Genomic DNA, 26,975 nt, shown 5'->3' on the forward strand with positions numbered 1-26,975 from the left:
CGACAGTCACAGAAAAACACAGAACAAATCTGCAGAAACACTGCAGAAACACTGCAGAAACACTGAAGATAAGGAAGGTACCTATGAGCATGTTGAAGAAAATCGGTGTCTGGGGTGTGGGCGCACTTGTGCTTGCCGCTCCGGTTGCTACTGCCGCACAGGCGGTAGCTGCACCTGCAACCTCCGCTGACACTGCAGTTGTCGCTCCGGGCAAGGGCGGGTTCCTGCACTCGGGCAAGCTGGCCGTCAACCGCTATGTCTTCGAGCTCGAGCATCGCGATGGCAAGGACTACGTCAACATCACCTTCACCGGCGATCACAGCGCTGACGTGCAGATCATGCCGGATGGCATGACCCCCGAGGGCAAGAAGAAGGTCGACCAGATTGGTGACGTCCTCAAGCTCAACGGCTACAACGATGTTCACTACTGGGCGGTTCTCTAAACGTCCCCTGTGACGCCGAAGCGCGCCCCGTGTCGCTTACTGTCTCTGTGCTTTTACAGGTCCTAGCACAAGGCGGTGGGTCGCGGGGCGTTTCTTGGTTTTTGATGGTGTCCTTTTGCTTTCGCTTGACGACGTTGTCGTGACAGCAAATACGAGAAGGTTGATGAGCCCTCATTTGCCCGGCGTGCGCTGCGACGATAGCGGTAGGGGGGTAAAAGCTATTGATACAAACCAACTGGTTAGCCCTGATTGGGGGGAGGGGGATAAATCGAGGAAATCTTTACGCTTTTTTGGGTGAATGAGCAAAAGCCCGTCGCGAACAGTGCAAAGAGCTATCGCGGAGGTAGTACGAAGTGTGAATGCGAAGGGTTTTCATGCCCAGGTGTCGCGGCCCGTTCTCCTTGGGGTATCGGCCAGATGCTTAAGCGGTTAAGTTATTTATAAGCGGTTCACTGAGCGCTGTTAACCGAGCAAGCAATGAGCTTGAGCTGTAATGTTTATACATTCAAACATTAAAGTTCATAACGCTTAGGCTTAAAAGGTTAGACAGACTGGTCTTTTTCTTAAGGAAAATCTCAGTTTTGGCAAGTCGGGGAACGTTGGTGTCGCCGTCTGGAGTGAATCGCGAGACGTATTGAAGCGTGTCGCTTCATTTTGGACTTCTGTAAAGGACCTGTTTTCGTGAATAAGTTCTCCCGTACCGCCCGCTCGGTAACTTTCGCTGCCATCGTCGGTCTGTCGATGGGTGTCTCCGCCCCGGCTGCAATCGCTCAGGAGAATCCCTCCATCAGCCAGGCTGCTGGCGACTCCCCACTGGTGAATAAGAACGCCAAGGGCTCGCTCACCATTCACAAGTTCGGTAACCCGACTGGTGAAGGCCAGCCGTCTGGTACCGAGGCTGATATCAAGGATGTTGAGGCCAACGGTGGCCAGAAGCTTGAGGGTGTCGGCTTTACCGTCTACAAGATCAACAAGACTGCAGATGGCGCTACCGACATTGATGTCACCACTAACGAAGGTCTGCTGGCTGCTTCGAAGCTGAAGGCATCTGACTTCTCTCAGGGCGCAGCTCTCAAGGGTGACCTGCCTGCGGGTGTCCTGGAGAAGGTCACAGAGGGAACGACCGATAAGGATGGCAAGTGGGTCGTTTCCCAGAATCTTGACCTCGGTGCTTACCTGGTTGTTGAGACCGGCCCGAAGGAAGGCTACGACCCGGCTGTTCCGTTCATCGCTTTCGTTCCGATGACCGCGGATAACGGTGGGGATAACCAGGGTACTAGCTGGAACTACGATGTCCACGCGTTCCCGAAGAACTACAAGGACGAAGAGCCGACCAAGACCGTCAAGGACAAGGACCAGAACGCTGGTGATAAGAACCTTGTCTACACCGTCACTGGTACCGCGCGACAGCTGAAGCCGGACACGGAGCGCACCCAGTTCCAGATCACTGACGAGATTGACTCGAAGTTGGAGATCACCGACGTGAAGGTGACGGTCGCTGGCAAGGAGATCCCGCCGACGCAGGATGTTGATGGGAAGTTCTTCGAGGGCAACAAGGTCGACGTCGCCCTGAATAAGGAAACTGCTAAGTCCCTTAACGCGGGTGACAAGGTCGTCGTTACCATCACCACCACGCTGAAGCCTGAGTTCAAGGAAGCTACCGATATCGCGCCGAACAAGGCTCTGGTCTTACAGAACAACCCGGATGGTTCTCAGAACAGCACTCCGAAGGAGACTCCGGAGGTCAAGACTTACTGGGGTGGCCTGCAGTTCACGAAGGTCGATGGCGAGCGCAAGGGTCTGGAAGGCGCTGAGTTCCAGATTGTCCGTCAGGCTGCTGGTGAGAAGTGCTCCGACATTGACACCACCAAGAAGGATTCCTGGACTCCGGTAAACGGTCAGCAGGGCGGCGAAATTAAGACCACCTTCGTCTCTGGCCAGGATGGTATCGTCAAGATTACCGGTCTTCACGTCAACGACTTCGAAGACAATGCTGAGGTTGCCGCTGATGACCAGTCCCACTACTGCCTGATTGAGACCAAGGCTCCGAAGGGCAAGGAGCTGCTGCCGGAGGCACTCGAGTTCAAGCTGGTTGCTACCTCGACTGCCCCGGAGCGCGTCTACAAGCTGGCTTCCGTCCAGGTCGGTGCTAACGAGGGCGAGGTCGTTAACTCCGACGACACTACCCCGAACCTGCCGATGACCGGTGGTGCCGGTGTTGGCATCCTGGCTGCTATCGGTGCAGCTATCGTCGCAGCTGGTGCATGGTTCGCCCGCCGCGGTTCCAAGAACTAAACCCGAGTAAAGGCTCGGTCACTGGAGCTCTTTAGCTCCAGTGTTGCGGGAATAGCGTGCGTTCAACAGCGCACGCCATTCCTGTAGTTTGCGCATCACTGAAATTACTGTTGCGGCCTTTCGATGTGCTCTTTTTCAACAGCAGGCATTCCCATGCCGGTGAGAAAGAGAAAGGCCACATCCCTTTTTGATTGACTTCTTGGGAGTTCCTCCGTGGGTAAACACTCTGCGTTGACTCTGACGCGGGACGCATCAGCTGAGCAGCCTGAGCAGCCTGAGCAGGCGAAAAAGAACAGCATGGTTCTCCCCGCAATTCTGGTGATTGTGGGTTTGCTTGTGATGCTGTACCCGGTTGTCTCCACGGCATTGAATAACTACGGCACCTCTAAGGCGGCCAAAGAGTTCGCCAAGCTGGAGAAGTCCGTACCCCAAGAAGTTAAAGATGAACAGTGGGAGCGTGCTCATTCTTACAATGAGCGCCACACCACCGGCCCGATTCTGGACCCGTGGCTTAACGAAATTAATGACCACAACCCTGAGTACGCCGCTTATCTCGATCAGCTAAACGCTACCGACGTGATGGCGCGTCTAATCTTCCCAGAGATTAAGGCCGACCTGCCGATCTACCACGGCACCAGCGATGAGGTGCTCGCTAAGGGGCTCGGACACCTATACGGATCTGATCTTCCAGTCGGCGGTGTTGGAACCCACTCCATCATTACCGGTCATACCGGACTTACTAACGTAACGCTCTTCGATAACCTGCGGAAAGCAAAAGAGGGAGACGCCTTCTATATCCAGGTCGCAGGTCACAAGCTGAAGTACGAAATTGATCAAATCAAGGTTGTACTTCCGCATGAGACCGATGATCTTCGTCCCGTTGAAGGCCAGGACTACATCACCCTCATCACTTGCACTCCTTACGGGATTAACACGCATCGTCTGCTAGTGCGTGGGCACCAAGTGCCGATGGATCCGTCGGAAAGCAATGTCTTCGACCAAACGCACGGAACTGGATGGCAGTGGTGGATGTATGCCCTGCTCGTAACAGTGCTTGTGCTTGGCGCAGGCTTTGCGTGGTGGCTCTGGCGCCAGCGCCTCGACGCCGACGAAGAGCTTGACGACGACGCTGAGAACGCGGACGTCGAGACTGCTGATGGCGACGCAGACAGCGATGAACTCGCTGACGGCAGCGAATCGGCATCCGAGGATAATAACAACACTTCGTGGTGGGAAAACGACAATGAATAAATATTTGACATCCACCTGGAACCGGATAGCTGCGTTCTTAGCTGCCTGCGCTCTGGTTGCAGTGATGGGTGCAATCGGCGCGAATGACGCCAACGCGGCCAGGATTGTTGGACGCGTGGACGCTCCGGGCGTTTCAGCAGCAAGCGGTACTGACATTGTGCGAATTACCTTAAGCCCAGGAAACCCGGACGATGATAATTCGTCGGCGTCGGGCTCTATTTCTGGCGTGACCATTCATCTGGAGCGTCTCAAGGGAGTTTCGCCGTCTAGTCCTCAGGACCGCGAGAAGGTGGAAAACGCCACCGCAGCTAAGCTTGCCGAGTGGCCAAAAGACCTCCACTTCAGCCAGGTCACTGACGAAAACGGCTCTGTTAAATTCAGTGACCTGCCGGAGGGAATTTACCTTGTGACCTCGACGGCTCCGAACGACAGTTACCGGGAGATCAACCCCTTCTTGGTATCGGTGCCTTTCTATGGCGCGGACTATGACTCCACGCCAGTAGAGGGAGTCATTGTGGCGAAGTCGCATAAGCCGGGGGAGACGCCACCACCGTCGACGCCTCCGACCACTCCGCCGAAGACCCCTCCGACGACGCCACCGGGAACTCCGCCGACTACGCCGGGAACATCGACCCCGCCGAAGACTCCGCCGACAACTCCGGGTGAACCGGGAACCTCGACGACCACGTCGACTACCTCCACGCCGCCGGGCGGGTCGGGGACCTCGAAGCCTTCGGGCTCGTCGGGATCATCCTCAAGCGCGGGAAGTAGCGGAGGATCCGGCTCCTTGGCTCTCACCGGTGTGCAGGTAGCAGGCCTGGTAGCTGCCGCTGCAGCACTAATCGGCGGAGGATTCGTCATTATCGCCGCTAGCAAGAAGAACTCAGAAAGTGGGAAGAACTAATGTTTTCGACAACATTCCGCTTGCCGGATTCAATGCGAACTGCGCTTCGCATGTTCTTGGCCGCTTTGCTAGCGGTAGCTCTCGTTGTCAGCGGTCAGGCTTTTGCTCCCAACGTGCCGCAGGCGCAGGCTCAGACGGAGGTCATTCCGACGTCTCCGCCGAAGTACGAGTTTAACGAGATTAACGCGAGGCCCGATCCCGCTTTTGAGTTCACTGTTGATCGGGATGCGACGATTGATAGCCTCCAGTTCAATGTTGGCGGTGCCGATCATGTTCAGACCTATACCCTGACAATTAATGGGAGGGCTATTACGCCGCAGTTCACCTCGAGCGGTTCTCCTCGAAAGGCACCATTTGAAATTGAGCACCAGGGGCTAAACCAGATGGTCAAGGCGGGCGATAAAGTCGTCTTGACGCCCGATTTCACTAAGCCAAAAGCAACTGGCAGCGTATCCGTCACCCTTCGCGGTACTCCTGCTGGCTCCACTGAGCCCACCGACCCAAGTGAGCCAACAGATCCGTCAACTGACCCGACGGAACCTACCGATCCTACTGACCCAACGGAGCCAACAGATCCGACTGAGCCCACCGAGCCTACGGAGCCGGAGAATCCGGAGCCAGAACCAGGGACGGTAACTCCTGCGGATCCAACCCTTGTCGACCCCGCGACTGCGACTGCACCGGAGTGCGTGGAGAAGGCGTACATCAATATCCCGGACACCAAGGGTGTTGATTACTACCTCAACGCAGAGAAGAAGCCGGCTGGCCGGCACGTCTACGAGCAGAACAAGCCGGGTACAGTCAAGGTCACTGCAGTGGCACAGCCGGGGTTTAAGCTTGCTCCGAACGCGCGTACCGAGTGGACTTTCAATCTAAGTGGTGAAGTTAAAGACTGCTCAAATTCTTCTGAAGATCCCAAGCCACCGGCTGTCGAAGGGCGTCACTTTGATGCCATCGGCCACGAGTTTGCAGTTAAAGCTGACCCAGTAGATCCGAAGAAGCCTAATGCCTTTACGGCTAAGGTGACTGAGGAATCTCACATGAAGTACGCAACCGTGCGTATCGAGACTGACGCGACCTTCTTGGATCCGCAGAAGTACAACCTCACTTTGGACCAGATCGAGCCAGGTGTCACCTTGCAGAAGCGCAACGTCAATATTGGCAACGGCTTCATCACTATGGATGTCGTGCCGGTAAAGGATGGGAAGCCGGTTGACTCTGCCGTTGTGCCGAAGGATGCGGTATTCACCTTCACTAATAATCTCTCGCAGAACAAGAATTTGAAGGTCACTCTGGATGTCTACGGAGAGAAAAAGGACGAGCAAAAACCACCGGAGATTATTTCGCCACCAGATGGAGCTAAGTGGGTGCATGGGCGAGTCCCTAACCCGCCGATGCCACAGCGTTGTGGCCTGCGCATTGCCGTAGTAGCAGACCTTTCGACATCGCTCCGTTACGCAGATACTGATGGTTTCGAAGCATCTAAAAAGGCCGCGAATGCATTTATCGATTCCCTGCAGGGCACCCCAGCCGAGCTCGGCATCTATAACTTCGCAAGTGGCGGTCCGGCTAATCAGGCTGGAACGACACACGGTCAGAACCCACCATATATTTCAATGCTGTCGGAGCAGGGCGTCCAGCGAGCAAAGGACGTAGTTAAGAACTGGAGCTATAACGCAAATAACAGTGCTACGAACTGGGAAGCGGGCCTGAAGCAGGTCAAGGATAACGACTACGACGTGGTGTACTTCATCACTGATGGTATGCCCACGACCTCCTCGACAATCAAGAGCAAGGGCATCGGTGGTGAATTCGTTCAGGCTAGTGCTCTCAACGACGCAATCAAAGCATCCAACGAACTCAAAGCTGCCGGTACCCGTGTTGTGCCGCTCATGGTCGACCTGACTCTTGGCGGGCGAAGCAGCCAACGCCCCGTTGTAACGAATGATCTGGTGCTCAAAGACGCCAAGCGCATTGCCTGGACAGCAGATCCGGGACAAAGTCCAGGTTTGTACTACAAAATTCGAAGTGACCACCCGAAGGCTAGCCACGCCAATTACATCGGCACCGACATCTTGGTGAACCTGAAAATGGCGTACGACGCGGCCGGCAGCCAGACCCTGCAGGTGTATGAGCGTCTACCCAATGGGAGGCAAGAGACGGTCACTCTCAATCAATCGAGGTGGACCTACGGTACGCGTGATGTCAAGACCATGGGCGAGGATATCTCGGGCACTGATGACACGGTGAGGGTGTCTAACTACAGCAAGCTTGCCGAACAGATGAAAACAATCGCCCAAGACGTAACCACACGATGCAACGGTGTAGTGAAGGTCAAGAAGAGGATTGTCGATGAAAACGGCAAGGTTCTCGAAGACGGTGCCCCTGGTTGGGAGTTCACACTGTCCGCAAATAACAATGTCATCGGTTCTGGTAATGGCCCGCTGGTTCATCAGTCGATGAAGGTAACCTCCGGTTCTGAATCCGACAAGGGTACTGCATCGTGGAACATTGAAAGCGAGCGTGAGCAGTCGCTGGTTCTGACTGAAACACAGAAGCAGGGCTTCACTTTGTTCCGCCGCGGTGACACCTTGGATTCCACCGGTGACTTCAACGCCGTATGTACTCAAACCCGCGACGGGAAAACCTCACCTCTCAAGGTGGAAAATGTGGGCGAGTTCGGTTTCCGCGTAAAGATGTCGGAATCCAATAAGGTCCTGTCTTCCGTCTCCTGTGTCGTCGATAACTACGAAGCGCCGGACACCAAGCCGGGCAAGCTGACCTTGGAAAAGGCGGAGTACGTCGATGGTGAGGGAGTCAAGATTCTACCGGGACTTGGTGGTGCAACCTTCGATATCTACCCCTCGGCTGGTGGGCAGCCGGATTACAGTGGAGGACCGGTCTACACCATCACGCCTGCTCAGAAGTCAATTGAAATCACTGAAACTGGCACTTTCTACCTTGTAGAAACGATGGCACCGGCAGGACTTAGCCTGCTGCCAGAGCCAGTAGCTTTTGAAATCTCAATTGACCAGGAGACCAAGGAGTACACCGTCTCAGTGGTAGGTGGCAGCAGCCCGCTTATCAAGGCCGAAGGCTCCGGCGAACTCATGATCATGCAGGTGACCGACACCAAGACCGGTAAGCTGCCAAAGACCGGCGGAAACGGAGTTCTTCTCTGGACACTGTTTGGTGCGGTAGTCGCAAGCTGCGGTTGGTTCTGGACTCGCCGCCAGCAGTCCTAATAACAAGAATGGGTTCTGTGCAGTCGCCTGCACAGAACCCATTGGGCAGCACAAAGAACAAGACTCGCGTCCCACCCATCAGGAAGCCCTACGCAAACAAAGCCCTTTTACCAGGGTGAGTTAGCGGTGATATAGGAACCAAGCTGCTGCCCGTTCCCATCGATGATGTTCCAGGTAGTCGATACAACGCCGACAGCGCCTTTTTCCGGAACCCATACAGGGCCACCGGAATCGCCTCGTTGAGCGTGTACGTTCTGAACCTGTAGAGCGTTGTCCTCGATTTGGTATGCCTCGCGATCAGCGGCTAAACCGCAGGAAACTCTCCCCGTAGTGTTTCCGTATATGCAGACTGTCTCGCCAGTTTGAACATCTGTGGGGGATAGAGTCGAATCGCCTGAATACGAATTCTCACCGGCAGTAGCGGGGTCATCAAGCGAGACAACTCCAATGTCGTTTCCTGTATCTAGTGAATGGTCATAGGTGGGAGACGGTTGGAATACTCCAATTTTCTGAAAGGTCCCATCCGTCACTGTGTCTCCGTCTTGTCCACAATGACCTGCAGTGTAGATTTGCGAATTGGTTTTGTCGACATAGCCGGCTGTACAGACACTAGCCTGTGGTCCATTAGCGTGAACGATGACAACTGGATCGCCTTGGTTGATGGTGGCCGCGTAGGCCGGTAGTCCGGTTGTAGCGGTGATAACGGCAGTGACAGTGAAAATCCATGAAGGTCTATTCATGGGGAAATCTGCTCCTCAGTGAGTTGGTCGGTGGCGGCCCAAAAACTGGTTGTGGCGTTTTCAGGCCGCACATTGAAAAGCATTTCCTCTGGTTGGGTTTCCTAGAGGGCGAATACGAACGCGCATAGCGAGCGTCCAATCATCCCAAAGATGCGTAAAAACGAAGCTAATCTCGTCGAAAAAGATGGAACTTATGCGTGCCGGGCAGTTCATATACCCGTTTCGTATCACGAATATAAGGAAATGTATAAAACTATCAGTTAAGGCAAAACCTACGCCGAACTGAGCAATCATGCGCGATAGCGTTCTAAAAATGGGGTAGAAGAAAGGCCAACGCCCATCGGGGGAGCGGGCCTAAACAGCTGCACTAAACAGCAGCAGAGTCGCCGCTGGCACTGTCGCCGTCGTCAAGCGTGGCAACCAGATTGCGGCGCGCGCGGGCGACGCTCAACTGACGATTGAGGGAACTCGTATCGTTCCAGTCATGGTCAGCATTATTTCACTACCGAAACGTGGAATCTCGCTGTAAGTTGCCACTCGTTATACAAAGTTGTCGAATTTGTTAGCAAGCGGTTGGCAAGCAGGACTCGTTCGCAATGCCAGAACAGTAAATGGCAGGTCATATCCTGCCGTCAAGCAGGGATAATCTAGAAATTACAGAGCTCTCTGTGATACCGGGGAAGGAAAGAAAATCTAGTCTGTAATCCAGTTTTCCAAGAAACAATTGTAACGAAAGCCCTACTAGAGGGGGTCTCACGCAGCTATGTACACCTAGCCGTACTGCAGATTGCCTGTGGCGGCTATAGCATCGGCATTGTCCAGACATTTCGTCTACAACACTGAGAACAGGAACGGCACATCATGGCTGACAACGCAAAGAACACTGCTAAGAACACCCCGGCAACTCAGGCTGGCTCGACTTCCACGAATAAGGGAACCGGCCACGGCCACACTTCTATCGACGACAGCGTCGTCTCCAAGATTGCCGGCATCGCTACCCGCGAGGTCTCCGGTGTTTATGACCTTGGCGGCGGCATGGATCGCTTCGCTGGCTCCGTCCGTGAGTTTGTCTCCGGCGGCAGCGCCAACGTATCCCAGGGAATTGCTGTTGAGGTCGGCGAGCGCCAGGCTGCAGTCGACGTCACCATCATCGCTGAGTACGGCGTTGCCATCCACGAGCTGGCCGAGGCTATCCGCCAGAACGTCATTAGCTCCGTTGAGCGTATGACCGGCCTCGAGGTCACTGAAGTCAATGTCGATGTTTCCGATGTCCACACCGACTACCAGACCCCGCAGGAGCGCGAAGAAGAGGCCGCTAAGCAGCGCGAAGAGCAGCGCAAGGCCATCGCGGCTGCTAACGAGCCCAAGGAGCAGCCACGCGTTCAGTAGTTAACAACTATTGCGCGTCGAGGCCGGGCAGGATGGGCAGTTAAGCCCGTATAAAGGGGAATTTCATGTTCGATAATTACACAAAGACCTTCGCGACGATTGCCGTTGTCCTGTGCTTCGCCGCAATGATTGGTGGTTTCACGGGTTTTCTTGCGGTTATTGCCTTCGGAGGTCTGGCCGGTGCAGCCGGTGCGGTACTCGATGGCAAAATCGATGCGCCCGAGCTCAACCGTAAGTTCAACCGAGGAGGCCGCCGACGGTGACTATCCACGTTCCAGCAACGCGTGGCACCACCGTCGTAAGCGAAAAGGCAATCCGCCGCATCGTAGAGATGGCCGTGCGCGCGGTTCCCGGCACCCTCGACCAATCCCGTGTGCTAGGGCGCGACTATCCAATTGTCTCTATCGATAGTGAGATTGCCCCTAGTTCTGCCACGACCAATGCCGTTAGTGCAGTTCGAGTCGCAGTTCGCGCCGTTGCATCATGGCCGGCGCCGACAGCGGAAATTGCGGTGCGCATTCGTTCAAGCGTCGCCGCCTGGCTCGCTGATATGGCCGGTCTTGAAAATGTCACCGTCGATGTTGACATCGACAGTGTCGAACCCGGGCACGTGCGTGTCACCCGACAGGACTTAGCGTACTTTTCAGATCACCCGCAGTTGACACCTGTCCGGGTGAACCAGCAGGTAGTGACCGCTCCGCAGGTGCGGCGGGTCCCAGAAGTGCGGTCCATCGCCGTGCCGACGCCGCAGCCAGTGCGCAGTATTTCAGTACCGCAGCCGCAGTCAGTGCGTAGCATTCAGCCGGTGACACCGCAGCCGGTACGCAGCATTACTCCGCCGCGTCCGGAACGAGTACGCAGTGTCCCAGCGCCTGCTCCACAACCGGTGCACTCCGTCATCCCGCCGAAGCCGCTACCAGCTGTGGCTATTAAGGCACCGAAGCCGCAACCGGCCCGTCGCATTGTTGCGCCGCCGCCGCTGCCAGTGGCTCGCACCTCGGCACCGAAGCCGGTACAGGTGCGTCGCACACCAACTCCACGGCCAATACAGCTGCGAAAGGTCACAGCACCAAAGCCGACGTCCTTGGTACAGGTGAGTGTCCCCCGGCAACCAAAGCTGCGTCCGGTACGAGTGCCGTCGCCACGCACAATTAGCGTTAAGACGCCACGACCAGCGCTACTGCGGCCGGTTAAAATGCCGCGTCCAACTCGGCTGAAACAAGTTCGCGCACCGCGACAGGAGCAGCTGCGCCCGGTATCCGTGCCACAGCCACGTACCGTGGTGGTAAGCACGCCAGAGCCGCGCCCACTGAAAAAGATTGAGGTGACACCCTATGACGCCGACTGAGAGGTTATCGGCCGCGGTGGTCTCGGACGAGTCAGTCGAAACTCGCCAGGGACGTGACCCGCGTCAATCACCAAAGGTCCGCGGGCTGGGAGTTTTCACCGGTCTGTTGATGATTGCAGTGGCCGTAGTCGCAGGTAGAGAAGCAATCATTAGCGCCAATAGCTCAGGTGACACCTCATGGTTACAGCCAGCATTCGACTGGTTCAGCAACCCACAGGGCTCAGCCGCGTCATGGGTGTTGCTCCTCGTCGGAATCCTCGCTGCAATCTATGGGCTGGGACAGCTCATCGCGGTGTTCCTTCCTGCCCCGCGCCGGTATGTACGCGTCGATGACGATGGCAACCTGCCAGTTTGGATGCATGAGTCTGACTACCAAGAAATCCAGAATGGCACGGCACTTGCTTCCGGAACTCACGGCGGATACGAAGGTGATGACAAGTGAAAACATCAGTAAGCGTATTCGACCGAATTGTGTTGTTCCTCTTCTCAGCGCTGTTACTACTGGTAGCAACATGGGCGATTGCTAGCTACTTCGATCTCGCTCCTGCACAGTGGCTTCATGACACCGGGCGGATGGAATCCTGGGAAAAAATACCTGAGCAAAGCTGGTATGTTCCCGTCCTCGGTGTAATCACAGCGATTCTAGCGGTGGTCGGTTGCAGCCTGGTGGTCGCTAATCTGCGATCGCACCGGTTCAGCACGGTTTCCGCATCGGAATCACAGGAAAAGCTAGGAGAGATTTCGCTGCCGGTCGCCGATGTTGCCGATGCGGTGTGCACCGATCTAGAGCGCAACGCCCACATCAACCAGGCGGATTCACGGGTCTACCGGGATAATGGAATACCCACCTTGGAAGTGACTGTGGCAATGCCACCGCAGGCGAGCCTCCCCGCTGTTGTAGCTGCCCTGAAAAACGCGGAGCGTGACATGCGTGATGCCCTCGGGCATGCGGATATCGCCTCGACCTACAAAATCGAACTGGATCGTTAGTCAGCTTCGCGGGGGAGACAACCTACAACGGCTAGCTAGGCGCCCTGGTCGGAGCGGGCCTAAACAGCAGCAGAGTCGCCGCTGGCACTGTCGCCGTCGTCAAGCGCGGCAACCAGATCGCGGCGCGCACGGGCGACACGGGAGCGAATAGTGCCCACGCGACAACCTGCGATTTCCGAGGCCTCCGCGTAGGAGTAACCCAGCACCTGCGTCAGAATGAGTGCCTCGCGGCGTTCCTCCGGCAGCTGCTCCAGCAGCACGCGGGCGTCAGCGAGCTCTGACCACGACTCGCCGGTCGTAAACTGCTCGGCAGCATTTTCCACTTCCACCGCAGACTTCTTGGGGCGCGCCGAATCATGGCGGACCGAATCCACCCACACGCGCCGGGCCAGCGACAACAGCCAGGTGCGGGCAGAAGAACGCGCCGCAAAACGGGGAAGTGCCCCCATGACACGCAGATACGTCTCCTGCGTTAAATCATCCGCAGCATCAACGCCGCCCAGATGTGCGACCAGACGCCACACGTCCTTCTGGGTCAGCCGCACGAACTCCGTCAGCGCAGCCTGATCACCGCGGCCGGCTTTCAGCGCCAGCTGCGTGATGTATTCGTCATTAGAGACGAGGCGTGCGGGAGTCATGGCAATAGCTTAGCAACTTAAAACCTAAAGATAATTCGCCTGGCTGCACGTGGCCTCACCTGCAAAAAGCAGGCGGCAACGCAGCCAGGCGAACTAGGGGCTGAAATGCTAGAAGCGGATGGCGTCGATGGGCTTGACGCGGACTGCGATGGTGGCCGGGATAATACCCGCCAGCGCGCCCACGAACGTCGCGACCAACACGCCGATTACAGCGGCCGTGACGGGGTAGGCCACGGCGCCCGTCTCCAGCGGCAACGCCAGCATCTTATCCAGCGGCAGCTGCTTGACCGTGATGATCGAGGCAATCACGCCAACCACACCCGCCACCGTCGTGGCGACAATCGACTCCAAGAACACAGAGATAAAAATCCTGCCTGCTGACGCGCCCATTGCGCGACGAATGCCAATCTCACGGACACGGTGGCCGATGGTGACAATCGAGACCGTGAGCAGGCCCAACGCACCAAGCGCGATCACAATGCCACCGATAATGCCCAGCGCCGTAGTGATGGTGTTATTCATCTCCTGGGAAATCTCCGTGTCCTTCTCCGACAGGGAAGTATTCACCTTCCAGCTGGGACCGAGCTCCGCCTGGAAAATATTGTGCAGCGCCTTCTGGTTCTCCTTCGCGGACTCCTCAGGCGTTGCGACGAGAAGTTGCGGCTCACCCACCGGCCCCTCGTAGCCGGCATTGAGGAAGGAATCGTAGTGCGTGACAATGCTCGGGGCGTCCCACGATCCGAGGGACTTATACACTCCCACCACGGTGAAAGTGGTATTGCCGGTTTCCTTCAAAGTGAAGGTTGGGTGGTCGGCTAGCGCTGGGTTTCCCAGGCTCTCGTAGAACTGGTCGTTGACCACCACGGGGTTCATCAAGCGCTGGCCATCGGCATCTTCCAAGCGGCGTCCCTGCACGATGGTGCGGGCATAGATATCGAACCAGCCGGGGTCAGCGGCAATCAGCTCGGGAGTACCTGGCGAAAAACACTCGTAATCATCCGGTGCGCAGTCATCCATATTGTGCTCAGGTGTGGCTGGCTGCATGCGAACTCGCGACCACAAGTTGGCATGGGTGGTCTCTACCAGGCGATGCGTGGCAGCGGAAAAAGCGTCGTTGATGGACCCGTCCGGATTGATGACGCTCAAATCGTCCGGTCCGTTTCCGCCGACGCCCGCGCCGCCGAAGCTGCCGAAGCTATCGGCCATTGTGCCGGCGCTGCTGTCACCGCCGAAGCCGCCATCGCCGAAGTCTCCACTATCCTCAGAACCGGAACTACCCGCTCCGGCAGTCAACGTGACCGTGCCGGCGATACCCGTGCTCTGCGCGGTTACCGCATCCTGAGAGCTGGTGAGAATATTGCCAAGCGCAATGACTGTGGTCATCGCCCACACTGCGGCGGCCACACTGACCAGCGACAGCATGATGCGGCCACGGTTAATGCGCAGCTCATGCCACGCTTCCAGCAGAGCGCCGAGATAAGGCGTTGCTGCATAGAGGAAGGAAGGCCGTGACTTCGGTTCTGTTTCTTTATTCGTCGTCATCAGCAACCTCCTCGAAGCCGTGCATGGCGTTGGCGGCAGATAGCAGGACGGAGTCGGCGTGCAACTGACCGTCGCGAAGCTCAAGTGCCCGATCGCCGCGCTCGGCGACCTCTAAATCGTGCGTAATCACAATCAGCGCAGCATTGTTTTCCGTGGCGACTTCTTCGAGCAGACCCATGACGATCTTGCCGGTGTCGACATCGAGCGCACCAGTGGGCTCATCGGCAAGAATGAGCTGCGGTTGGCGCACGAGCGCACGGGCAATCGCCACACGCTGCTGTTCGCCGCCGGAAAGCTGCGAGGGCGTGGCCTCTAGGCGGTCTCCCAGGCCGACGCGCTCCAGCATTGCGGCGGCGAGCTCGGTGCGATTCCAGAACTTCTCGCCCCGGTCGTACATCAGCGGAACCTCAACGTTTTCCAGCGTGGTGCGGGAAGGGAAGAGGTTGAACTGCTGGAAGACGAATCCCAAATTATCGCCCCGGAGCGCAGCGCGTTTCCTGTCCGACAAGGTGGAAATATCGGTGCCGTTGAACGTGTACGTGCCAGAATCCGGCAAATCGAGCATGCCAATGATGTTCAGCAGCGTTGACTTACCCGAACCGGACTGGCCGACAATGCTGAGGTGCTCACCACGTGGCACTTCGAGGTCGATGCCTTTCAAAATAGGCAGCTCCTCGCCGTTGGGCAGCGTCACTGTTCGAGTGACTGCGGTCAAACTAAGCATGGCGCGGGCCTACTTTTCAGAGCCAGCGTCATCGCCGGACTCATCGAAGCCAGTGTCACTGCCATCACCAGCGCCGGTGCCAGTGCCGTCGCCGCTGCCGTCGCCAGCGAACTCGTTCTTGTAGGAAGGCACGTACTCCAAAACCTGCTGGCCTTCCTTCAGACCATGCTTGATTTCAATGAAAGTGCCATCATTGGCGCCCAGCTCGACCTTGATCTTGGTGGGCTTGCCGCCATCCTTAGCTGGAGCGTAGACAACACCTTCGCGGAATCGTCCCTCCACGGCGGTCACTGGCAGTGCTGGAACCTCCGAGGTCGTGCCGCTGCCAAGAATCAGCGTTGCGGGAACACCTTCGTAGACGGTCTGATCTGCGGGAATATCGCAGCGCAGCTGTGGGCCGCCCGAGGAATTACCGGCAGCGGCGGCACCCATGCCAGCACCCTCTCCGGCGCCGGTGTTCTGCGAGCCTGCGCCACTTCCCGTGACAGTCTTCACCGAATCACACAAAAATGGTGCCGGGCCATCGGTGATAGCGAGGCGGCCATTGTTAATCGAGTCTCCCAGCGTGTACAGCTGGCTCGGCTTGATAGGTGCTACGGCGTGGAAGCTATTCGGCGAAATGGTGCCAATTTCCTGGCCAATCTCGACCGTCTGGCCAATGACGATATCCCACTGCACAGTGCCAGAAGCCTTAGCGGTGATGTTGCCCCAGGTTACGGTGGTTTCGGGCGCAGCGGCTGCGGCGCTTTCATCATCGGAATCCGCGCCGCCGGAGGTGCTGGCAGTCTCGGACACCGAGGTCTTCTTCACCTGGAGCAGGTTTTGCCCCTCTACGGCGTTGCCGCCGCTGTTGACAAAGGCGTCAGTGATTTCACCAGACGCGTTAGCGCGGATCACCGTGGGCTCATCCGGGACGATGGTGGCAGACAGCTTCTGCGTGTTATTGATCCGCTGAGGGGATAGCTCCGTGGTGGGTTGGGAGAAATCACCGGTTGCTTGCGCAAAGTCCTCGTCGTTAGCGGGGAAGAATGCGATCTTGAGAAGCGCAATGGTCGCCAGCAACGCCAGCGTGTACTTGAAGATTGTGAGCGCTTTTGCGCCCCTCCCTTGTTTTTTCATGTCTGCAGAAGTATCCGATCAAAATCCAAATTGACAGCGTGGTACGCGAAAAATCCTACCCTCAACGCCTGCGGGCAGTGGTAGTGCTGGCTATACCTTTTATTCACTGCTGATAGGTATTGCTTGAAAGCGCAGTAAGTGCTTTTCGACGGTCATTGTGTGTGGTTTTCCTTGGGGAAATCTGTCCTTTTTGGGGTCGGTTGTTTGTCGCCGATACAGCGAACCTAATCGGACTAATAATTAAGTCCACATATCAATCGCGGGCAACTAATAGGAAAAAAGGTGAAACTTCGTGTAGGGTGGAAAACGTCAGGGCATGTTGTGACTGTCATCTAGCCCTTGTCTTTAGGAGGAAACGCCCCCATGTCGAATCTCTATGAAGGCTCCAATGGTCCGACCACTCGTCTCAACGGTGCGCCGGTTCCTACAGAGCAGCACTCGCAAACCAATGGCCTACAGGGAGGTATTAACCTCCACGACGTCCACCTGCTGGAAAAGCTTGCGCACTTCAACCGTGAGCGCATTCCGGAGCGCGTTGTTCACGCTAAGGGTGCAGGTGCTTTCGGTGAGCTGACCGTCACCGAGGACGTCTCCAAGTACACCAAGGCTGCCGTCTTCCAGCCGAACACTGTCACTCCGATGCTGGCGCGATTCTCCACTGTCGCTGGTGAGCAGGGCTCCCCGGATGGTTGGCGTGACGTGCGTGGCTTTTCGCTGAAGCTCTATACCGAAGAGGGCAACCTCGACATCGTGGGCAACAACACTCCAGTGTTCTTTATCCGCGATGGCATTAAGTTCCCGGACTTCATCCACTCTCAGAAGCGCCTGCCGGATACGGGTCTGCGCGATGCCAATATGCAGTGGGATTTCTGGACTGCCTCTCCGGAGTCCGCTCACCAGGTCACCTACTTGATGGGTGACCGTGGTATTCCGAAGGACTTCCGTCATATGGACGGCTTCGGTTCCCACACCTACCAGTGGATTAACGCTGAAGGTGAGCGTTTCTGGGTTAAGTACCACTTTAAGACTCGCCAGGGCTGGGACTTCCTGACGGATGATGAGGCCGCTGAGCTGGTAGGCGAAAACACCGACCATGCTCGCCAGGATCTCTTCGAGGCAATTGAGCGCGGCGACTACCCAACCTGGGACGTCAAGGTGCAGATTATGCCTTACGACGAGGCCGCCAGCTACAAGGTGAACCCGTTCGACCTGACCAAGACCTGGTCGCAGAAGGACTACCCGCTGATTCCGGTCGGTCACTTCACCCTGAACCGCAATCCGGGCAACTTCTTTGCCGAGATTGAGCAGGCCGCATTCGCGCCGTCGAATACCGTCCCGGGTGTTGGCTTCTCCCCGGATAAGATGCTGCTGGCTCGTGTGTTCTCCTACGCTGATGCGCACCGCTACCGTCTTGGTGTCAACCATGACCAGCTGCCGGTGAACCAGCCGCGCTGCCCAGTGAATTCCTTCTCGCAGGATGGCTACGGCACCTACCACTACGCGGACCCGAACCTGCCGGTTCATGGCTCCAACGCCACCGGACGCGGCCCGGAGGCCGATACAGCGGCTGCCGCCAAGGCCGCTGGCTGCCCAGTGCACTCCGGTCACGCGGGCCAGGTTGACGCTGGCACCTTTGGCCAGTGGGAAAGCGTGGGCGAAGAGTTCTACGCCGGCGCGTACGTCCAGCACCCCGAGGATGATGACTTCTCGCAGGCAGGCGACCTTGTTCGCAACGTGATGGACGATGCCGAGCGCGATCGCTTGGCAGACAACATCGTCGGTGCCATGCAGGGCGTTTCCCCAGAGGTGGAGCAGCGTGTCTACCAGTACTGGACCAACGTTGATTCCTGGCTCGGTGCTGAGGTGGAAAAGCGCTTCAAGGCAACGAAGTAAGGCAGCTACGCGGGGCTGTGCAGTAAAACCGCAGAGTAGAGCTGCACAGCCACGCGGTAGATCAAAGTAAATAGAAAAGCGTTAGCCCTGCAGGTCGTTTGACCATCTGCAGGGCTAACGCTTATTTAAAAATTCTGTCTGTGCATGACAGCCACGGGCTTGGTGGTTGCCTGCACGCCGACCCGGTTTGGGGCGGCTAAGGAACAACCCTAAGTGTGAGCTGTTTTAGACCCCGATGCCCGGCAGGCTCGGGGAGCCGTTGAAGAACGACTTCGGAGCAGCTGCAGCCTCGTCAGCCTCTTCGGCGGACTCGGACACCTCTCGACCCTGTTCGGCAGCGTCGGAGACACTGTCAGCCTCAACGCCGGAGACGTGGGTGGAGTTGTCATTGTGGGTGGACTGATCGTTCGTGATGTTGATGTCCATGAAGTCGCGGCCGAACGGAGCGTTCCAGTCACCGGTTTCCAGGAGGGTCAGATCACCATCGATGGTCGGGTTAATCTCGAAGGTGACGTTGACGGTCGGGCCGGAAGGCATTGCTTCCAGAACCTCAACGATAGGAGTGACGTCCATTTTTGGTGTTCCTTTTAGACAGTAACGAAATGAAAAATATCGGTTTTAACTGAACAATAAACCGCAGTCTTTTTTAGAGACTGGCGGTTTATTGTGTCAAGGATTGGCGGAGCTATTGTCCTGCCATGAAGCCCGGGAGCTTATTCGGCGCCAACGCCAGTGATGCTCGGGTTCAGGAAGTCGAAGTCCTTGTGCTGGTCGACGTGGGTCTCCGGGTTCAGGAAGTCGGAAACGGTGACGTCGTTGGAGTCGTGGGTGGAGTAGTCGTCGTTGGAGGTGATGTCCAGGAAGTCGTTACCGAACGGCAGGTTCAGGTCGCCACCAACGTTTGCGAAGTTGATGTCGTTGCCAGCCAGCTGCTCGAAAGCCGGCAGCGGGCTCTCGACGGTGACGGCCGGAAGGGCTTCGAGGATGGTTGCGATATCTTCTGCAGAGCAGGACATGAGAAAATCCTTAGGTTCTCGGGGGTAAAGATTTTGAGTCGCTCTTGGCTGACTCACAGAAATTAAGTTAACCGATGGGGCAAGGGGCTGCAATGAAAAAATAAGTGCCTCGGTCCGCTTCCGGTCGGTTGTGTCCCCTGAAGCTCGCTCAAATTCGTCTAAAAATATTGGAAAGAGGGCGGTTTTGAGTCGATCGGGACGACCCCGGTCTCTGCCTGAATATCGGATGACAAAAGTGTTGTTTTCCTAATATTTACCGGGATTGCATTGATTGTTTTGTTCTTGGTGTCACAAAGGTGCAGGCAAACGGCGAATTCAACAAAAATGATAACCAAGGGTTCCCTAACTAAGGGAAACCAAAGTTTAGTTAACGGAAAAAACTGCCACTCAATTTAGGGGCATAAACGGGATTAACGAGCGACCCATATCCCATGAGAGGTACATCACATTGCGGGAGGCCAAAAGTGTGGGGAAACATACCCCCTTTTGGGTAGGGTGGGTGGCCAAAAGGGGGTCTTGGAGAGCACTGAGAGGCTGCTCTGAAACCCGCCGGAAGCGGCGTATGCGGGACGCTTCCCGTGCCGCTAGCTACCGCTCCGGCACGTAGTCCTCCGCGGAGCCATCACGGGCACCCAGCACCGCGCGTCCAAGTACCTCGGAGGCGACAGTAGCGACGACCAGGACAGCAACAATGGCCAGAATGGCGGTGAGGGTTTTGCCCCACGTCAGATCGCCCTGGTCGGCCTCTAGGACCAAGTTGGCAATCACCAGTGCGGGGATACCCACCATGATTCCGGCTGAAAGCTGGTTCAACCGGCTCAAGGCATCTTTAGAGCGCCACATGGCCACGCCCGCCAGGAGCAGGTACAAAGATCCGCCAATGACCAGCACGGCAAACAATATAGTTACAAGAATTGAAGCGATACTCATATTGCGATTCGTCCTTAATCGGTCTTAGCGGCGGCCACGGGAAATAACTCGGGCCAGGCCCACGGTCGACAAAATGCCAAGCAGACCCGCCAGCATTGCAATATCGAAAGTGATGGCCGTAGTCCGCAGCATGGCAGTTGTGAGGAACACTCCCACCATGGGGTAGAAGGCAGCGTCGGAAAGCACTGCGCGTGAGACATTGCCCTTGACTCGGAAGATCAGCACCACGCCCACAAGCAGCGCCACTGAACATAGAGCAATGCCAATGCCGCTAATTACCTGTACTGCGGTGGGATCGATCAATGTGTCATTCATGAGCGTGCTCCTTTGTCTTCGCCTTTGGAGGCAATGCCATCCGGCAGCGGCAGACCATGGTCGATCTCAGCGGCAACGCCGACGACGGCATCCGGGTCAATGAACTTGTCCGCGTTGTACTCCTCGAAGACGAAAGCCTTCGGGCGGGGGACATCGCGGAGGCTGGGAACGAGGTGCTCCTCCATGTCGTAGAGGGAGTCGTACAGCGCGTCCAGGTCGGCACCGAAGATTGCGTGGATGATGAACAACCGCCCCGCATCGGTCTCACGGACACCGCAGACCAGCGTGCCAGGAGTCATGGTGATGGACTCGGCAAAGAGAGTGACCTCAAGGTCAGACGTCACACGCAGCGGCAGCCCAATGAGCACCGGCTGCTGCTTCTGGTGCGGGCGCAGCGTATCACGCACCACGTCCGTCGCAGCCACAACAACCTGCCAGACCAGCCAGAGGGAATAGCGGATAACATGCAGGAACTTCATCAGTAAATACCTCCGATGGCGTTTTCAACCCCGCCGAGAGTGGCCTCGCGGTAGCCATCAATATTCAGCAGCGCATCAGCCGCACCGGTAGTTGCCCAAGTGACGGCACCGACCGCGACGAACATCGCCACAGAAACAATTGCCAGCATGGCGGACGGTGCAACCAGCGCGCCCGGAACGCGAACGGAATCGTCCACGCCCTGCATGGGGCGGCCCCAGAAGACCGCGCGCCACAGCCGAATCATGGCCAGCAGCGAGCCCAGCGAGGCCACGATGATTGCGGTGATTGCAACAATCGAACGGGAATCGCCAGTAGCAGCAGAGGCGAAGACAATGCCCACCTTGCCCCACACACCGGAAAATGGCGGGAAGCCAACAATGGAGAAGCTCATCGCCGCCATCACCCAAGCGACTGCTTGGTCGCGGCGAGCAAGCCCAGAAAGCCTGGACAGCGTACCCGTACCGTAGGTCTCTTCCACCGCACCGGAGCCCAGAATGAGGGCACCGACAGTCACCATGTGGTGGATTGCGTAGAAAATACCCGCAGCCAGTGCCGCCTTGGCGCCCTGGCCGTCGTTAGCATCCGTGAACGCCAGCACAATCAGAATGAACGGCATACCCGTGACCATCTGGTAGGCGAGCACCTCACGCATGGTGTTCTCGGCGAGACCAGCAAACGCGCCGACCAGCATCGAGATTGCCATGATGATAATGATCGGCCAGTGCCAGGAGGGGTTCATGCCCACAATCACGACGTAGATGCGGAACAGCATGTACACCGCAACCTTCGTATGTACCGCAGAGAACAGCGCCATCACCGCAGGGCTTGTCGACGGGTACGTCCTCGGCAACCAAGTGTGCGCCGGAACCAAACCAGCCTTCACACACAGTGCGATGATGACAATGCCCAGCGCGACCACACCCGTGCCGCCAGGGCCGCCCTCGCTGGCCATGTCGGCCAGCATTGCGATGTTCACATTGCCCGCCGAGCCGTAGATCAGCGCGACGCCAATCAGCAGCACCGTGGAGGTCAAGAGGTTGACCAGCACGAAGTTACGACCAGCAGCCAGGCGGTGCCAGGTACCGGTTACTGCAATCAGGCCGTAGGAGGGCAGCAGCATGACCTCCATGAACACGAAGAAGTTGAACAGGTCGGCAGTCAGGAAAGCGCCCGACATGCCCGCGAGCATCATCAGCGTCAGGGAGGGGAAGAACCGCGAGGTATTTTCACCCGCGACGTGGGCGAACCAGTTACCGATGGCGACCACAGCTGCGGCCACGCCCAGCATCAGCATGGAGAACGTGTCCGCCAAGAAAGGAATCGAGATACCACCGGGGAACGCGCCCACACCGTGGCCGACCGGGCCGTTTTCAGTGACGTAGAACATCACCCAAAATGCAGCCAGCGACGATAGGGCTGGAACGGCGATACCCATCGTCGCACGCATCCACAGCTTCGGCAGGATGGCTGTGACTGCCGACAAAATCAGCGGCAGTGCCGCAAACAGTGGCAGTAGCGAAGACAGAGTTGAAGGAGACATTGCAGAGGTCATTGCAGAGGCTTCTACCATTTCTCGTCACCGCCGAAAGGAGTCTCGCGCGGGAACTTGTTCGGAGCCGAAGAGACCCCTGGGGTACCGGTGACCGTGGAGTCCGAGTCCGCCGGAACATTCTTACCCACACGACGACCAGCCGTCGACAGCTGCCGCATAGCCTCGCGGTCCTCATGGATACGAGTGTCGTCATCGCGGCCCAAACCAGCCAGTGCCAGCATGAAAGCGGTCACGGCCATGGTAATCACGATGGCCGTCAGCACGAATGCCTGCGGCAACGGGTCAGCCATCTGCTCGGCAGCGCCAGCGCCCGCAGTGGCTTCGTTGCCCAGCAGCGGCTCGCCGCGCCAGGCACCGACACCCGTGGACAAAATAATCAGGTTGGCGGCATGTGAAATCAGAGTCATACCGATAATGGTGCGCAACATGCCGCGCTGTAGCACCAGGTACGTGCCACCGCCTGCGAGGACGGCAGCCATGATGGCGATAATCACTTCTTGGCCTCCTCAACGGTGGCATGAGCTGGGGCAGGGGTGCTCTCCGTTTCTGAGGCGAACACGCCCATCTCCGGCGGCACTCGCAAGCTCGAGCGGTCTGAGTAGAGATCCTGCAGCACATCGTCCGACCCGGTCATACCAGGACGGTTCGGGCCGCCCAAGAGATTCAGCGCGGTTGCCACAATGCCGATGACGGCCAGGTACACGCCGACGTCGAAAAGCAATGCCGTGGTGAGGTGCTGGCCCAGGAACTCGCCGTACAGCGGTGCCAAGAACGACCCCTTGGCGAAACCGATGAAGCCCGTGACGATTGCCGTGATGACACCCGCAGCGCTGAGCGCCACTGGGGTCTTCTTGCCGAAGACCAGCTCGTCGCGGTCCTTGGACAGGTAAATCAGCATGACGGCAGCGGCGCCAATCAGCGCCGCGTTGAAGCCGCCGCCCGGAGCGGTACCGCCGCGGTAGAGAACCACAGCAGACAGGACGAAAAGGACCGGCGACAGCCAGCGGACCAGCCAGCGCATCATGATGGAGTTCAGAGCGGGCTCCGCAAGCGGGGAAGGCTGATCGAGCAGGTGCGGGAAGCGAGGCATCGACGTGACAACTGCCGCCATCGCGACACCCGCCATACCGAGAACCGCCAGCTCGCCCATGGTATCGAAAGCACGGAACTCAACCAGGATCACGTTGACAATATTGGTTTCGCCCGTGACCTTCTCCGTGTTGTCGATGTACCACTGCGCAACCTCAGGCAACTGACGACGGCCAGTGAGGAACCACACCGCGCCAAACGTAGCCAAGCCCACGGCAACAGCCACAACCGCAGCGGAAGCTTGGCGGTTCTTCGTGGTTTCAGAGAACGCACGCGGCTGGAAACGCAGCACCAGCATCATCAGCACGACAGTCAGGATTTCCACCATGAACTGCGTCAATGCCACATCTGGTGCGCCCAGCAGGAGAATCTGCAACGTGACACCAACACCGGTGACGCTGAGCAGCACAGCCGCCTGCAGACGGTTCTTTGCCCGAAGCGTGGCCCACACGCCAATCAGGACAACGACCAGCGGAATCAGATCGGTCAGGTGGTCGATGTCGTCGATCTTCGGTAGCACAGGAGCACCGCCGACACCCGGAGCGATTGCGATGGCCAGGGCGTACACCGCGAGCAGACCAAGCAGCGGCAACAGGTGACGCGACGGCTGATGCGAACGCGCCATCTTGGCCAGCACGCGACCCACACGCTGCGAGACGCTCAGCGACGCATTGATTGCCTCCACGCCGGTGAACGGGAAGAGCTTGCGGTCGGCCATGACGGCGCCTATGCGGGCGCGAGTGAAGATGAAGCCCACGCCGACAGCCAGCACAATCACAGAGATAATCAGCGGCACATTCACGCCGTGCCACAGGCTCAAGTGCGATTCCTGAGTCGTGCCAGCCGGAAGCTGACCGACCGTATCCGCCACGCGGTCCAGCGGACGGTTCAAAATAGCACCGGCAGCGAAGGCTGCAGGCAGGCTCAGCACGCCAGGAATGGCGGCCGGAAGCCACAGCGAAATCGGGGCCTCATTGATGTGGTCAACGTTGCGCGGACCATCCACGAATGCACCGAACACCAAACGTGCCGAGTACGCGAAAGTACCAATCGCACCAATCGCCGCCACTGTCAGCAGGATGACGACACCGGTGTTGGTCAAAGGTGCGCCCTCGAATGCGGTCAGCATGCCCTCCTTCGACATGAAGCCGAAGAACGGCGGAATTGCCGCCATCGATGCCGCACCGAAAATCATCGAGCCAAAGCTCCACGGCATCTGCTTCCACAGCGGACCCAAGCGACGAATGTCGCGCGTGCCCGCCTGGTGATCAACCACACCGGCCATCATGAACAGCGAAGACTTAAACATCGCATGCGCAATGGTGTGCACAACCGCAGCCATAATGGCGAACTTCGTGCCCACGCCAATCGTGGCGACAATCCAACCCAACTGCGAGACCGTCGAGTACGCAATCAGCTTCTTCAAGTCAGTCTGCTGCAGCGCAAAGTAGGCCGTGGCAACAGCCGTCCACATACCCATGACAATCAGCAGCAACTGCCACACGCGCACGTCTGCGAAGACCGTGGAAAAACGCATCAGCAGGTAAACGCCCGCCTTGACGACGGCCGCAGCGTGCAAGAAAGCCGAGACGGGAGTTGCTGCCGCCATGGCCTCTGGAAGCCAGGCGTGGAAAGGGAACTGAGCTGCCTTCGTGAAAGCACCTAGGGCCACCAGCGCGGCAATGAGGCTACGCGCTGTCGGGTTGGCCTCCCACTCAGGCGAAGCCAAAACCTCGGTGAGGTTCGTGGAACCGGTCAGCCACACCGCACCGCCGAGGGCGGCCAGAAGCAGCAGGCCGCCGGTGAAGGTCAGCAGGAGTGTGCGCAACGAGCCCAACTCGCCCGACGAGCCCGACCTTGCAATGAGCAGGAACGACGCCATCGAGACCAGCTCCCACCCGATGAAGAGGAGCATGATGTCGTCGGCAAGTACGAGGAGCAAAACCGCCAGCATGAACGCCGTCATCAGGACGTAGAAGCTCATCGCGGATTTCTTCGGCGGCAAATACGCGGTGGAGTAGATGAAGACTATCGAGCCCACCAACAGCGCCAAGAAACTGAACACCATGGAGAGAGGATCGAGCTTCAGCGCAAACGCCGCGTTTAGCTCCGGGGACCAGACGCGGGACCAGGTGAAGGTGGTGCCGTCGAGGATATCGCCCGTTACACGCGAAAGCTGGACCACCGACGCGAGAAAAAACGCGACGATGGGCCAGCCTGCGTGACGACCAAGGAGCTTCACAAACAGCGGGGTCAGCGCCAGGGCAACCGCGACCAGCAGCGGGACCGAAAGGAGGGTCAGGCTGTCGGCGGAGACTTGGGCTGCTTGGGTGGCTTGAGCTGCTTGGGCTGCTTGGGCTGCTTGGGCTGCGAGCGTTGTCGCGTGCTCTGCGGAGCTGCTTGCCGGGGCAGAAATAGTTGCTGGGGCAGAAATAGCTGCCGGGGCAGAAAGAACGGAATCTAAAGAATTCAATGTTGCCGATACGCCGCCGGACGCAAACTCAGAAGCCAATGTCTGGTCTGGTGGTGCGGTCGCCGACGGCGGACTGGCTGTAAAGGAGCTGGCTGATGCCAGAGCTGCTGCCAGGTGCGTCACTTGGGGGCTACTTTCACATTGCTGTTAAAAAAGTTCGTACCTCTACAGACTAACAGCCACGAAATTGCTCTACGCGGGGTGAAAGGGGCATTTGGGGGAGTGGGGTAAGGCTCTGTGGACCCGGTAGCGAAAAAATAGTGGAACGAGTGATGAACGGTGCGTCGGCGGGTGGGCACCTTCGCTACTTATCCCCAATTCGAGTTACTGACTGCGTTTATGTCAGGTGGCGTTGAGTCGATCCGAGTTACTGACTGCGGTTATGTCAAAAATGGCCCGAAAAATGGCCTGAAAGTGTCATAAACTCGCACAGTTTCACATTTGCAGCCCGTAATTTTTCGGGCTGTCAGTTTTGCCACGTAATCCCGGGCTGTGGTGCTGCCGCAGTGGGGGCTGGCCAGTCACTACCGTGAGAACCAGGCACGCTTTTTGTCTAGCGTCCCTGAAGGGTTAAGTAAAGAAAAGTGTGTCCGCATGCC

At 57.6% G+C, this 26,975-nt stretch carries 24 protein-coding genes; 11 read left to right on the plus strand and 13 right to left on the minus strand.

Translation table 11 applies throughout. The annotated features are described in order from the left end of the window. Positions 1–83: 83 nt before the first annotated feature. The 5 genes from HMPREF2847_RS08980 (at position 84) to HMPREF2847_RS09000 (ending at position 8,138) form a co-directional block, all read left to right on the plus strand. Entirely contained in the window at positions 84–443 is a 360-nt protein-coding gene (locus tag HMPREF2847_RS08980) for a hypothetical protein (RefSeq protein ID WP_048731447.1), read from the plus strand. Between the two features lie 681 nt (positions 444–1,124). Then, positions 1,125–2,738: a SpaH/EbpB family LPXTG-anchored major pilin gene (locus HMPREF2847_RS08985; RefSeq protein ID WP_070852194.1), complete on the plus strand. Its 1,614-nt coding sequence runs from the start codon at positions 1,125–1,127 to the stop codon at positions 2,736–2,738. A gap of 231 nt (positions 2,739–2,969) precedes the next feature. After that, complete coding sequence (locus HMPREF2847_RS08990) at positions 2,970–3,989, plus strand: class C sortase (RefSeq protein ID WP_222866906.1); 1,020 nt, start codon at positions 2,970–2,972, stop codon at positions 3,987–3,989. Then, on the plus strand, positions 3,982–4,893 hold the full coding sequence (locus HMPREF2847_RS08995; protein ID WP_070606877.1) for an isopeptide-forming domain-containing protein: 912 nt from the start codon (positions 3,982–3,984) through the stop codon (positions 4,891–4,893). Before HMPREF2847_RS08990 ends, HMPREF2847_RS08995 begins: the two co-directional genes overlap by 8 nt. After that, positions 4,893–8,138 carry an LPXTG cell wall anchor domain-containing protein gene (locus tag HMPREF2847_RS09000; protein WP_083326638.1) on the plus strand — a complete coding sequence of 1,082 codons (3,246 nt, stop codon included), beginning with the start codon at positions 4,893–4,895 and terminating at the stop codon, positions 8,136–8,138. The genes HMPREF2847_RS08995 and HMPREF2847_RS09000 overlap by 1 nt, the downstream gene beginning before the upstream one ends. 107 nt (positions 8,139–8,245) lie before the next feature. Here HMPREF2847_RS09000 and HMPREF2847_RS11350 read toward each other — a convergent pair whose 3' ends face one another. Further along, complete coding sequence (locus HMPREF2847_RS11350; RefSeq protein WP_080969619.1) at positions 8,246–8,878, minus strand: trypsin-like serine protease; 633 nt, start codon at positions 8,876–8,878, stop codon at positions 8,246–8,248. 861 nt (positions 8,879–9,739) lie between these two features. Between HMPREF2847_RS11350 and HMPREF2847_RS09005 the strand changes: the two genes are divergently transcribed. The 5 genes from HMPREF2847_RS09005 to HMPREF2847_RS09025 all read left to right on the plus strand — a co-directional run bounded on the left by HMPREF2847_RS09005 (position 9,740) and on the right by HMPREF2847_RS09025 (position 12,605). Further along, positions 9,740–10,267: an Asp23/Gls24 family envelope stress response protein gene (locus HMPREF2847_RS09005; protein WP_070852195.1), complete on the plus strand. Its 528-nt coding sequence runs from the start codon at positions 9,740–9,742 to the stop codon at positions 10,265–10,267. A gap of 65 nt (positions 10,268–10,332) precedes the next feature. Continuing rightward, a complete protein-coding gene (locus HMPREF2847_RS09010) occupies positions 10,333–10,530 on the plus strand; it encodes a hypothetical protein (protein WP_005511694.1) in 198 nt (65 codons plus the stop codon). Then, positions 10,527–11,615: an Asp23/Gls24 family envelope stress response protein gene (locus tag HMPREF2847_RS09015; protein WP_070852196.1), complete on the plus strand. Its 1,089-nt coding sequence runs from the start codon at positions 10,527–10,529 to the stop codon at positions 11,613–11,615. The genes HMPREF2847_RS09010 and HMPREF2847_RS09015 overlap by 4 nt, the downstream gene beginning before the upstream one ends. Continuing rightward, positions 11,602–12,057: a hypothetical protein gene (locus HMPREF2847_RS09020; protein WP_070852197.1), complete on the plus strand. Its 456-nt coding sequence runs from the start codon at positions 11,602–11,604 to the stop codon at positions 12,055–12,057. Before HMPREF2847_RS09015 ends, HMPREF2847_RS09020 begins: the two co-directional genes overlap by 14 nt. Further along, a complete protein-coding gene (locus HMPREF2847_RS09025) occupies positions 12,054–12,605 on the plus strand; it encodes a hypothetical protein (protein ID WP_070852198.1) in 552 nt (183 codons plus the stop codon). Before HMPREF2847_RS09020 ends, HMPREF2847_RS09025 begins: the two co-directional genes overlap by 4 nt. A 59-nt stretch (positions 12,606–12,664) precedes the next feature. On the opposite strand, the gene HMPREF2847_RS09030 is transcribed toward HMPREF2847_RS09025, so the two are convergent. The 4 genes from HMPREF2847_RS09030 to HMPREF2847_RS09045 all read right to left on the minus strand — a co-directional run bounded on the left by HMPREF2847_RS09030 (position 12,665) and on the right by HMPREF2847_RS09045 (position 16,628). Beyond that, positions 12,665–13,243, minus strand: a complete 579-nt coding sequence (locus HMPREF2847_RS09030; protein WP_070852199.1) for an RNA polymerase sigma factor — start codon at positions 13,241–13,243, stop codon at positions 12,665–12,667. Positions 13,244–13,351: 108 nt separating this feature from the next. Further along, entirely contained in the window at positions 13,352–14,785 is a 1,434-nt protein-coding gene (locus HMPREF2847_RS09035; protein ID WP_070852200.1) for an ABC transporter permease, read from the minus strand. Further along, positions 14,772–15,509 carry an ABC transporter ATP-binding protein gene (locus tag HMPREF2847_RS09040; RefSeq protein WP_070852201.1) on the minus strand — a complete coding sequence of 246 codons (738 nt, stop codon included), beginning with the start codon at positions 15,507–15,509 and terminating at the stop codon, positions 14,772–14,774. Before HMPREF2847_RS09040 ends, HMPREF2847_RS09035 begins: the two co-directional genes overlap by 14 nt. Before the next feature lie 9 nt (positions 15,510–15,518). Then, positions 15,519–16,628 (minus strand): efflux RND transporter periplasmic adaptor subunit, encoded by a 1,110-nt coding sequence (locus tag HMPREF2847_RS09045; protein WP_070852202.1) that lies wholly within the window; start codon positions 16,626–16,628, stop codon positions 15,519–15,521. A 363-nt stretch (positions 16,629–16,991) separates the two neighbouring features. Between HMPREF2847_RS09045 and HMPREF2847_RS09050 the strand changes: the two genes are divergently transcribed. Beyond that, positions 16,992–18,521, plus strand: a complete 1,530-nt coding sequence (locus HMPREF2847_RS09050) for a catalase (protein ID WP_070852203.1) — start codon at positions 16,992–16,994, stop codon at positions 18,519–18,521. Between the two features lie 225 nt (positions 18,522–18,746). Here the strand turns inward: HMPREF2847_RS09050 and HMPREF2847_RS09055 are convergent, their stop codons facing one another. From HMPREF2847_RS09055 to HMPREF2847_RS09090, 8 genes are all read right to left on the minus strand, one after another. Beyond that, positions 18,747–19,094, minus strand: coding sequence for a hypothetical protein (locus tag HMPREF2847_RS09055; protein WP_070566788.1), 348 nt, complete (start codon positions 19,092–19,094; stop codon positions 18,747–18,749). A gap of 140 nt (positions 19,095–19,234) precedes the next feature. Then, on the minus strand, positions 19,235–19,537 hold the full coding sequence (locus HMPREF2847_RS09060; protein WP_070852204.1) for a hypothetical protein: 303 nt from the start codon (positions 19,535–19,537) through the stop codon (positions 19,235–19,237). Between the two features lie 588 nt (positions 19,538–20,125). Continuing rightward, positions 20,126–20,467 carry a monovalent cation/H(+) antiporter subunit G gene (locus tag HMPREF2847_RS09065; RefSeq protein ID WP_016421914.1) on the minus strand — a complete coding sequence of 114 codons (342 nt, stop codon included), beginning with the start codon at positions 20,465–20,467 and terminating at the stop codon, positions 20,126–20,128. A gap of 24 nt (positions 20,468–20,491) precedes the next feature. Beyond that, positions 20,492–20,782: a monovalent cation/H+ antiporter complex subunit F gene (locus HMPREF2847_RS09070; protein WP_005511667.1), complete on the minus strand. Its 291-nt coding sequence runs from the start codon at positions 20,780–20,782 to the stop codon at positions 20,492–20,494. Then, on the minus strand, positions 20,779–21,261 hold the full coding sequence (locus tag HMPREF2847_RS09075) for a Na+/H+ antiporter subunit E (protein ID WP_070852205.1): 483 nt from the start codon (positions 21,259–21,261) through the stop codon (positions 20,779–20,781). Before HMPREF2847_RS09075 ends, HMPREF2847_RS09070 begins: the two co-directional genes overlap by 4 nt. After that, positions 21,261–22,802, minus strand: a complete 1,542-nt coding sequence (locus tag HMPREF2847_RS09080; protein WP_070852209.1) for a monovalent cation/H+ antiporter subunit D family protein — start codon at positions 22,800–22,802, stop codon at positions 21,261–21,263. Before HMPREF2847_RS09080 ends, HMPREF2847_RS09075 begins: the two co-directional genes overlap by 1 nt. 23 nt (positions 22,803–22,825) lie before the next feature. Further along, positions 22,826–23,308 carry a sodium:proton antiporter gene (locus HMPREF2847_RS09085; RefSeq protein ID WP_070852206.1) on the minus strand — a complete coding sequence of 161 codons (483 nt, stop codon included), beginning with the start codon at positions 23,306–23,308 and terminating at the stop codon, positions 22,826–22,828. Then, complete coding sequence (locus tag HMPREF2847_RS09090) at positions 23,305–26,499, minus strand: DUF4040 family protein (RefSeq protein ID WP_070852207.1); 3,195 nt, start codon at positions 26,497–26,499, stop codon at positions 23,305–23,307. The genes HMPREF2847_RS09085 and HMPREF2847_RS09090 overlap by 4 nt, the downstream gene beginning before the upstream one ends. Between the last annotated feature and the right edge of the window lie 476 nt (positions 26,500–26,975).

The sequence above is a fragment of the Corynebacterium sp. HMSC074C03 genome (assembly GCF_001838285.1).
Classification (GTDB): Bacteria; Actinomycetota; Actinomycetes; order Mycobacteriales; family Mycobacteriaceae; genus Corynebacterium; species Corynebacterium amycolatum.